This window comes from Micromonospora sp. NBS 11-29 (genome assembly GCF_002140155.1).
Classification (GTDB): Bacteria; Actinomycetota; Actinomycetes; order Mycobacteriales; family Micromonosporaceae; genus Micromonospora.
On the sequence record NZ_NAPR01000013.1, the window covers coordinates 44,929 to 52,396 of the forward strand.

General features: G+C 70.7%; 9 protein-coding genes and 1 pseudogene. 8 read left to right on the forward strand and 2 right to left on the reverse strand.

Features of this window, described 5'->3' with window-relative positions; genetic code table 11:
* The first annotated feature begins 69 nt into the window (after positions 1–69).
* The gene (locus B1205_RS16530) at positions 70–927 is read left to right on the forward strand and encodes an SDR family NAD(P)-dependent oxidoreductase (RefSeq protein WP_089156449.1); all 858 of its coding nucleotides are present in this window, start codon (positions 70–72) and stop codon (positions 925–927) included.
* A 55-nt stretch (positions 928–982) separates the two neighbouring features.
* On the opposite strand, the gene B1205_RS16535 is transcribed toward B1205_RS16530, so the two are convergent.
* Complete coding sequence (locus B1205_RS16535; protein WP_089156450.1) at positions 983–2,011, reverse strand: ankyrin repeat domain-containing protein; 1,029 nt, start codon at positions 2,009–2,011, stop codon at positions 983–985.
* The gene (locus B1205_RS16540; protein WP_089156451.1) at positions 2,008–2,445 is read right to left on the reverse strand and encodes a nuclear transport factor 2 family protein; all 438 of its coding nucleotides are present in this window, start codon (positions 2,443–2,445) and stop codon (positions 2,008–2,010) included. Before B1205_RS16540 ends, B1205_RS16535 begins: the two co-directional genes overlap by 4 nt.
* A gap of 278 nt (positions 2,446–2,723) precedes the next feature.
* On the opposite strand from B1205_RS16540, the gene B1205_RS16545 reads away from it, so the two are divergent.
* The 7 genes and pseudogenes from B1205_RS16545 (at position 2,724) to B1205_RS16575 (ending at position 7,344) form a co-directional block, all read left to right on the forward strand.
* Positions 2,724–3,209: a PPOX class F420-dependent oxidoreductase gene (locus tag B1205_RS16545; protein ID WP_089156452.1), complete on the forward strand. Its 486-nt coding sequence runs from the start codon at positions 2,724–2,726 to the stop codon at positions 3,207–3,209.
* A gap of 34 nt (positions 3,210–3,243) precedes the next feature.
* Positions 3,244–3,654 (forward strand): nuclear transport factor 2 family protein, encoded by a 411-nt coding sequence (locus tag B1205_RS16550; RefSeq protein ID WP_089156453.1) that lies wholly within the window; start codon positions 3,244–3,246, stop codon positions 3,652–3,654.
* 1 nt (position 3,655) lies between these two features.
* A pseudogene (locus tag B1205_RS33030) lies at positions 3,656–4,074 on the forward strand (VOC family protein).
* A 22-nt stretch (positions 4,075–4,096) separates the two neighbouring features.
* Positions 4,097–5,167, forward strand: a complete 1,071-nt coding sequence (locus tag B1205_RS16560; RefSeq protein WP_089156455.1) for an aldo/keto reductase — start codon at positions 4,097–4,099, stop codon at positions 5,165–5,167.
* Between the two features lie 106 nt (positions 5,168–5,273).
* Positions 5,274–5,990 carry an NAD(P)H-binding protein gene (locus tag B1205_RS16565; protein WP_217809838.1) on the forward strand — a complete coding sequence of 239 codons (717 nt, stop codon included), beginning with the start codon at positions 5,274–5,276 and terminating at the stop codon, positions 5,988–5,990.
* Positions 5,990–6,370 carry a hypothetical protein gene (locus B1205_RS16570; RefSeq protein WP_140158082.1) on the forward strand — a complete coding sequence of 127 codons (381 nt, stop codon included), beginning with the start codon at positions 5,990–5,992 and terminating at the stop codon, positions 6,368–6,370. The genes B1205_RS16565 and B1205_RS16570 overlap by 1 nt, the downstream gene beginning before the upstream one ends.
* 71 nt (positions 6,371–6,441) lie before the next feature.
* Positions 6,442–7,344, forward strand: a complete 903-nt coding sequence (locus B1205_RS16575; RefSeq protein WP_089156458.1) for a helix-turn-helix transcriptional regulator — start codon at positions 6,442–6,444, stop codon at positions 7,342–7,344.
* Positions 7,345–7,468: the final 124 nt, after the last annotated feature.

A 7,468-nucleotide genomic window follows, 5' to 3' on the forward strand; every position in this document is an offset into this window, starting at 1 on the left:
GTCCATGTGCTGCATTTGGCGCTTTTGATGCACTGGGTCCCAGAGGTTGTTTGCGAGAGCGGAGCCGCGATGACGTACCACCCCGCCACGACCGACGATCGGCAGGTCTGGCTGATCACCGGCGGCACGTCCGGGTTCGGCCGGGCCTTCGTCGAGGATCTGTTGGCCGACGGGCACGCCGTCGTGGCGACGGCCCGCCGTCCGCAACTGCTGGCCGACCTCGCGGAGCGCCACCCGGAACGGCTGCACGTCATCGAGTTCGACCTCGCGGACATCGCCCGCGCCGCGCTGGTCGTCGAGGCCGCCGTCGAGCGTTTCGGCCGCGTCGACGTCCTGGTCAACAACGCGGGCCACGGCCAGGTCGGGGCGGTGGAGGAGAGCACCGACCAGGAGCTACGTGACCTGATGGACGTGCACTTCTTCGGTCCGGCGGCGCTGGTCCGGGCGGTGCTGCCGCACATGCGCCGCCGCGGCGCCGGCGCCATCGTGCAGATGAGCAGCTTCGGCGGGCAGCTGTCGTACGCGGGCTTCTCCGCCTACTCCGCCAGCAAGTGCGCCCTGGAGGGCTTCAGCGAGGCGCTGGCCCTGGAGGTCGGCCCGCTCGGCGTCACCGTGCTCATCGTTGAGCCGGGGGCGTTCCGGACTTCGTTCTGCGGACCCGGCGTGGTCGTCTCCCGACCCATGCCCGAGTACGCGGCCACCGCCGGCGCGACCCGCGACGGCCTGCTGGCGCTCGACGGGCGGCAGCCCGGAGATCCGCACAAGGCCGTCGCCGCGATCCGCGGCGCGCTCGCCGCCGACCGGCCACCGTTGCGGCTGCCGCTCGGCGACGACTCACTGGACGCGCTGTTGACCCACCTGGACGAGGTCCGCACCGAACTCCTCGAGTGGGAGAAGGTCGGCCGGTCGGTGAACCTGGTCGGCTGAACGCGGGCACGCCTCCGCCGCGAGCCGGCACCCGGCCCGCGGCGGAGGAGCGGGATCATGCGGGTACGCCCACCCGCTCCGTCAGCGCATGGTCGGTGCCGAAGACCTCGACCGCCAGGTCGAACGGCGTCTTCCCGTCGTGCCCGCGCAGATCGGTGCGGGCCCCCGCGTCGAGCAGGATCCGGCTGCACTCCTCGTACCCGTGCCAGATCGCGTCGTGCAGCGGTGTGTAGCCATTGGTCGCCCCCTGGAAGTCGAGGATGACGCCGGGCCAGCCGGCGATGAGCTCGGTCAGCCGCGCGTGTCCGTTGTAGACGGCCTTGTGCAGCGGGACCGCACCGAAGGTCGGTTCGGTCGCGTTGACGTCCGCGCCGGCGGCCAGCAGCACCGAGGCGATCTCGGTGTGCCCGTCCCGTGCGGCCACCAGCAGCGCGGTGTGCCCGTCGTTGAAGCCGTTGACGATCGGGAAGCGCTCGTCGACCTCGACGCCCTCGGCCAGCAGGGCCCGTACCCCGGCGACGTCCCCCGCGGTCACCGCCGCCATCAGCCGGTGTGCGGACGCCCGCCGTTCGTCCTCGGCGATCCGGGCGTTCAGGTGCTGCTCCGCCTCCAGCAGCAGATCCTTGCCGATGGTGTTGACGTTCAGCTCGTACGCGAAGTGTTCCCGCAGAGTGAATCCGTAGTGCGTGGACAGGTTCAGTCCCACCCCCTGGTCGAGGAGGTACTTCGCCACGTCCGGGAACTTGTACCAGAGGGCGTCCATCAGCGGGGTGTGTCCGGTGGTGGGTGCCACGGCGTCGATGAAGGCGCCGGCTTCCACCAGCGCCCGCACGACCGCCACGCTGCCGCCCTGGCACGCCTTGTGCAGAGCGGTCGCGCCGGCCTTGCTGTCGGCGGTGAAGACATCCGCGCCGGCCGCAAGGAGTGCCTCGACGGTCGCGACGTCGGCCTGTCCGGCGGCGAGCATCAGGGCGGTCAGCCCGCTCGCCGGGTCGCGGAACGACGGGTCGGCGCCGCCCTCGATCAGCGCGCGCACCGCGCCGACATCGCGGGCCGCCACGGCGGTGTACAGGTCGGCGCTCATCGCGTACCCCCGTCCAGCGCGCGCAGGATCGACGACGGATCCGTGTACGACTTCCAGCGCACGATCTGACCATCACGCACGGTGAGCCGCTGGATGAACTCGATCTCGAACTCCACGCCGGTGGCGCGGACCCGCGACAGCTCGTGGATCACCCCCATCGCCTCCTCGCCGTCCACGACCAGGGTCAGCACCTCCTCGGAGAGCACCTCGCAGAGCCCCACGAAGACCTCGATGCTGCGCAGCACCGCCTCGCGACCGCGGTGGGTGCCGATCCACGCCATCGCGTCGTTGTAGCCGGGCACCGGGGTGTAGTTGACGAACTCCACGTCCGGCGCCAGGTAGGTCAGCGCCGTCTCGACATCGCCCGAGGTCAGTGCTCGGAACCATCCCTCCGCGACGCTTCTCGTGGTGGTGATTTCAGTTTCGGTGGTCATGCTGTTTCCCTTCCGCAAACGGACCGTCCGCGGGCCGCCGAGCGACCGGAATGCGTACCGGGGTCGGCGCCGCGATTCGTCCCATCGTGCGGACCGGCGTATGTCGACGCGAGGACAAATGCACGAAGTCCAGGCGTCGAATCGCGACTCGATTCGCACTGCACGAAGTACGCGGAAATCGCGTCCGGTCGCCTGGCGGAAGGACTCGCCATAGCTAGCATCGAGTGATCGTTGCCGATTGACGGCGTATCGCCGTCGCCGAGGATCGGACTACCCTGATGCCCAGTGGAACGGAACATCGGCCGGCCGTCGTCCTGCCGGAGACAGCCCGGGACCTGATCGGGTCCGGCCCGCTCGCACACCTGGCCACCGTCAACCCGGACGGCAGCCCCCACCTGACCGGGGTCTGGGTCGGGCTGGACGGGGACGACCTCGTCTTCGCCTCCATGTACGCCTGGCGGAAGACGAAGAACCTGTGGCGGGAGCCGCGCTGTGCGGTCTCCATGGAGGGACCCGGTTCGCACAGCAGCGGCCTGCGCGAGTACCTGGTCGTGCAGGGCTCGGTGACGGTCGAGGAGGGCCAGGCCTTCCCGATGCTGCGTCGCCTCGCCGCCGTCTACATGGGTCCGGGGACCGAGTTCCCGCCGGACGAGCTGAGCGGCCTGGGCGGCTACGTGATGCGGATGCGGGTGGAGCGGATCGGTGGCGTCGGTCCGTGGACCGGTGCCCCGCCCGGCCTGCCCGAGGACGCGGCGCGCGGCTGACGCGCACCACCGACACCGTGACGAAGGAGGAACGATGACCGACGACCAGCGCCGGCGGCGCAACACCGAGACCATGCGCACCTGGTTCCGCCTCCAGCAGGAGCAGGACCTGGACGGCTGGCTGCGGCTGTGGGCGGAGGACGCCTCACAGAGCATCCCGTACGCCCCGGCCGGGCTGCCCCGCGAGATCAACGGCAAGGAGGCCCTGACGCGGCTCTACCGCCAGCTCTTCCAGGGCTTCAAGGAGATCAACATTCAGGACCTGCGGATCGACCCGCTGCACGATCCCGACCGGGTCCTCGTCCGTTGGCACACCTACGCGCCGCTGACCAACGGCGAGGTCTACGAGAACGACCTGATCGGCATCTTCGAGTTCGACGCCGACGGCCGGGTCCGGCACCTCGTCGAGTACCTGAACCCGACCCGCGTGAACATCGGTGGTTGACATGACCAAGACCGATCCACGGCCCGTACTCGCGCATGTGGCCCTGCTCTCGCCGGACATCGGCCGATCGCTGCGCTTCTACCGCGACGGACTCGGCTTCCGGCGCACGTACGACTGGCGGGGGACCGNCTCGTCGAACTCGGTGGCGGCACGTACCTGGAGTTCCTGGTCGGCGAACCCGGCTCCGCGCCGGGGTCGGTGCACCACATCGCCATCGCCGTGGACGACGTGGACGAGGCGTACGCGCGCTGTCTGGCGGCGGGCGGCGAGCCCGTCGCGGAGGGTGAGTGGCGCGGGGATCCGGTGACCGTGCACATCAAGGGCGACCCGCACCTCGAGGTCCGGGACGCCTTCGTCCGCGGTCCCAGCGGCGAGATCGTGGAGTTGTACGCACCCCGCGGCCCCATCCCGGTCCGCTGACCGAAACGACAAGGAGACCACTGTGCGTTACCAGATTCTGGGCAGGTCCGGGGTTCGGGTTTCGGAGCTGGCCCTCGGCACCCTCACCTTCGGCGAGGACTGGGGATTCGGCGTCGACCAGTCCACCAGCGCCCGGCTGCTCGACCGGTACGCGGAGGCCGGCGGCAACTTCATCGACACGGCCAACTTCTACACCGACGGCAACTCGGAGCGGATCGTCGGGGAACTGCTGCGTGGCCGGCGGGACCAGTTCGTGCTCGCCACGAAGTTCACGGTGGAGACCCGGCCGGGCGACCCGAACTCCGCGGGCAACCATCGCAAGAGCCTGACCACGTCGCTCGACGCCAGCCTTCGCCGGCTCGGGACCGACCACATCGACCTGCTCTGGGTGCACGCCCGGGACACGCTCACCCCGGTGCCCGAGCTGATGCGGGCACTCGACGACCAGGTGCGGCTCGGCAAGGTCGGCCACGTGGGCGTCTCCAACTGGCCGGCCTGGGAGATCGCGCAGGCGAACACGCTCGCCGAGTTGCGTGACTGGTCTCCGTTCGTCGGCCTCCAGACCCGGTACAACCTGCTCGAACGGTCGGTCGAGCGGGAACTGATCCCGATGGCCGCCGGCCTCGGCATCCCGGTCTTCGCCTGGGGTGCCCTGGCGGAGGGCCGGCTGACCGGGAAGTACCTCGACGGCGGTAGGGGGCGGCTGACCACCATCGAGCCGGAGGAACACAGCAAGGTGGGCAGCGACGAGCTGGTTCGCGAGGTGGTCAAGATCGCCGAGGAGGGCGGATGGAGTCCCGCCCAGGTCGCCCTCGCCTGGCTGATCGCGCGGCCGGGCGTCGTCGTGCCGATCCTGGGCGCCACCCGGGAGTCCCAGCTGGCCGACAATCTCGGCGCCACCGCGGTACGGCTGGACGACGCGCAACTGGCGCGGCTGGACGACGGGAGCCGGCCGGTCCTCGGCTTCCCGCACGACATGCTCCGCCAGGAAGTGACCATCGAGAAGGTCTACGGGAACCGGTGGCGGGACCTGGTGGACGGTCGCACGGTGGCCCGGCGTGGTGTCAACGACGGGCTGCACCCGGTGCCCTGACCTGACTGGTACCAGCAGTTCTATCTTTCGCACGTAGTGGTTGGCCCCGGCGCCCGGCCCTAGCCTCGAACCGTTGGAATCGGAACTGCGAAGGTGAATGGGATCAGTGGAGCAGGGGCCAGTCACAGTCATCGGGGGCGCCGGCCGGGTCGGCCGGCGGATCGTGCGTCGGCTGCTCGAACGCGGCGTGCCGGTCCGGGTGACCTCACAGGACGTCCGTCGGGCAGGGCGCACGGTGCCCGACGGCGTCCCACTCGAACACGCGGACGTGCGGGATGCGGCAACTCTCGCCGGGCCGCTCGACGGCTGTCGGGCGGTGGTGTTCAGCGTCGAGCCCGGGAGCGCCAGCAGGGGACCGGACCGGCCGGAGACGACGATGTTCCAGGGGGTGCGCAACGTGCTGGACGCGGCGGGCGCCGCGCACCTGGTGCTGGTCAGCCAGATCTACGTGACCCGGAGCGACCACCCGATGAACGGCTCCGGCCGGTTGCTGGACTGGCGCCTCGCCGGGGAGGACCTGATCCGCGCCGGCGGGTCGCCCTACACGATCGTGCGTCCGAGCTGGCTGACCGACACCCGCGGCTCCGGGCAGGCCGTGCGCCTCGAGCAGGGCGACACGGGCGACGGCCGGATCTCCCGCGAGGATGTGGCCGACGCGTGCGTGCACGCGCTCTGGTCGTCCGCCGCGATCGGCACGACCTTCGAGATATACAACGTGGCCGGCCCCTCCGACACCAACTGGGACCAGCTGTTCGCGCAGCTGCGCCCCGACCCGGAGGGGACCGGGTCCACGATCCGCGCACGACAGAACGGAGGCCGCTGATGTCGGGCCAACCAACCCAGGGCGACGTGCCGGGGGAGACGCTACGCGGGCTGCGGCGCCAGCGCGAGGCGACCATCGTCACCTGGGGCCGCCGCACCGGTGCCGAGCATCGGGTCGTCGTTTGGTGGGCCGGGGGCGACCACGGTCTCATCTACGTCATGGCCGGCTACGGCCCGCGGACGGACTGGGCACGCAACAGCCTGACCGAGCGCGGCGCCCTCGTCCGGATCGCCAACCACCGATTCCAGGCCCGCGCGCGGGTCGTCGAGCCCGGCCCGGAGCACACCGACGCGGCGAAGGCACTGGCCGACAAGTACGCCCCCTACCCGGGGGACTGGGAGAACGGCCACATCATCGCGTTGGCGTTGACCGCCGCATGACGGCCGATCCCGGCCACCCTGCCCCCGACAGGTACAGGCAGACCACCTCCCGACACCACGATACTGAGGCCATGAACCGACAGTCCGAACTCGGCGAGTTCCTCCGCTCCCGCCGTGCACGGCTCCGTCCCGAGGACGTGGGTCTCATCGACTACGGTGACCGGCGCCGGGTGCCCGGCCTGCGGCGCGAGGAACTGGCCCGCCTGGCCGGGGTCAGCGCCGGCTACTACACCCGGCTGGAGCAGGGGCAGAGCACCAACGCCTCCGACGCCGTCCTCGACGCGGTGGCGCGCGTCCTGCGCCTCAACGACGAGGAGTGGGTGCACCTGCAGAGCCTGGCCCGGCAGCGTCCCAAGGCGCGGCGGCACGTTCGGGCCGAGCAGATCCGGCCGTCGGTCCGGCAGATGATCGATTCGTTCACCGGCGTGCCGGCGTTGGTCATCGGCCGCCGCGCCGACGTGCTGGCGTGGAACCGGATGGCCCACGCCCTGCTCGCGGGCCACCTGGAGCTCGACGCCCCGACTCGTCCGTCCACCCAACCCAACCTCGCCCGCCTCGCCTTCCTCGATCCGCACACCCGCGAGCTGTACGTCGACTGGAAGCGCAAGGCCAGGGACGTCGTGGCCTTCCTGCGGGTGTCGGCGGCCCGCTGGCCGGACGACCCCCGGCTGACCGAGCTGATCGGCGAGCTGAGCGTGCACAGCACCGAATTCGCCGGGCTCTGGTCGACACACCCGGTCCGGGAGTGCTCGCACAACACCCGTGACTACCAGCATCCGATCGTCGGCGCGCTGACCCTCAACGACGAGCTGCTCCACCTGCCGGACGACCAGGGGCAGCGGCTCGTCGTCCTCAACGCCGAGCCAGGGTCGCCGTCCGCCGCCGGGTTGGCCCTCCTGGCCGATGTGGCCGCCACCCCGTCGAGGTCGCATCCCACCGGCACGACCCCGCGCCCAGTCAACAGCGCCCGCTGAGGATCGGCCGCCGCGGCGGCCGATCCTCACAATCACCCATCACGCTCTACTCGTCGCACTGTTTGTGCGGCCGGACGACCGCGCCCTCATTATGCCCTGAATTTAAGACGGATCGGTTGGCGAA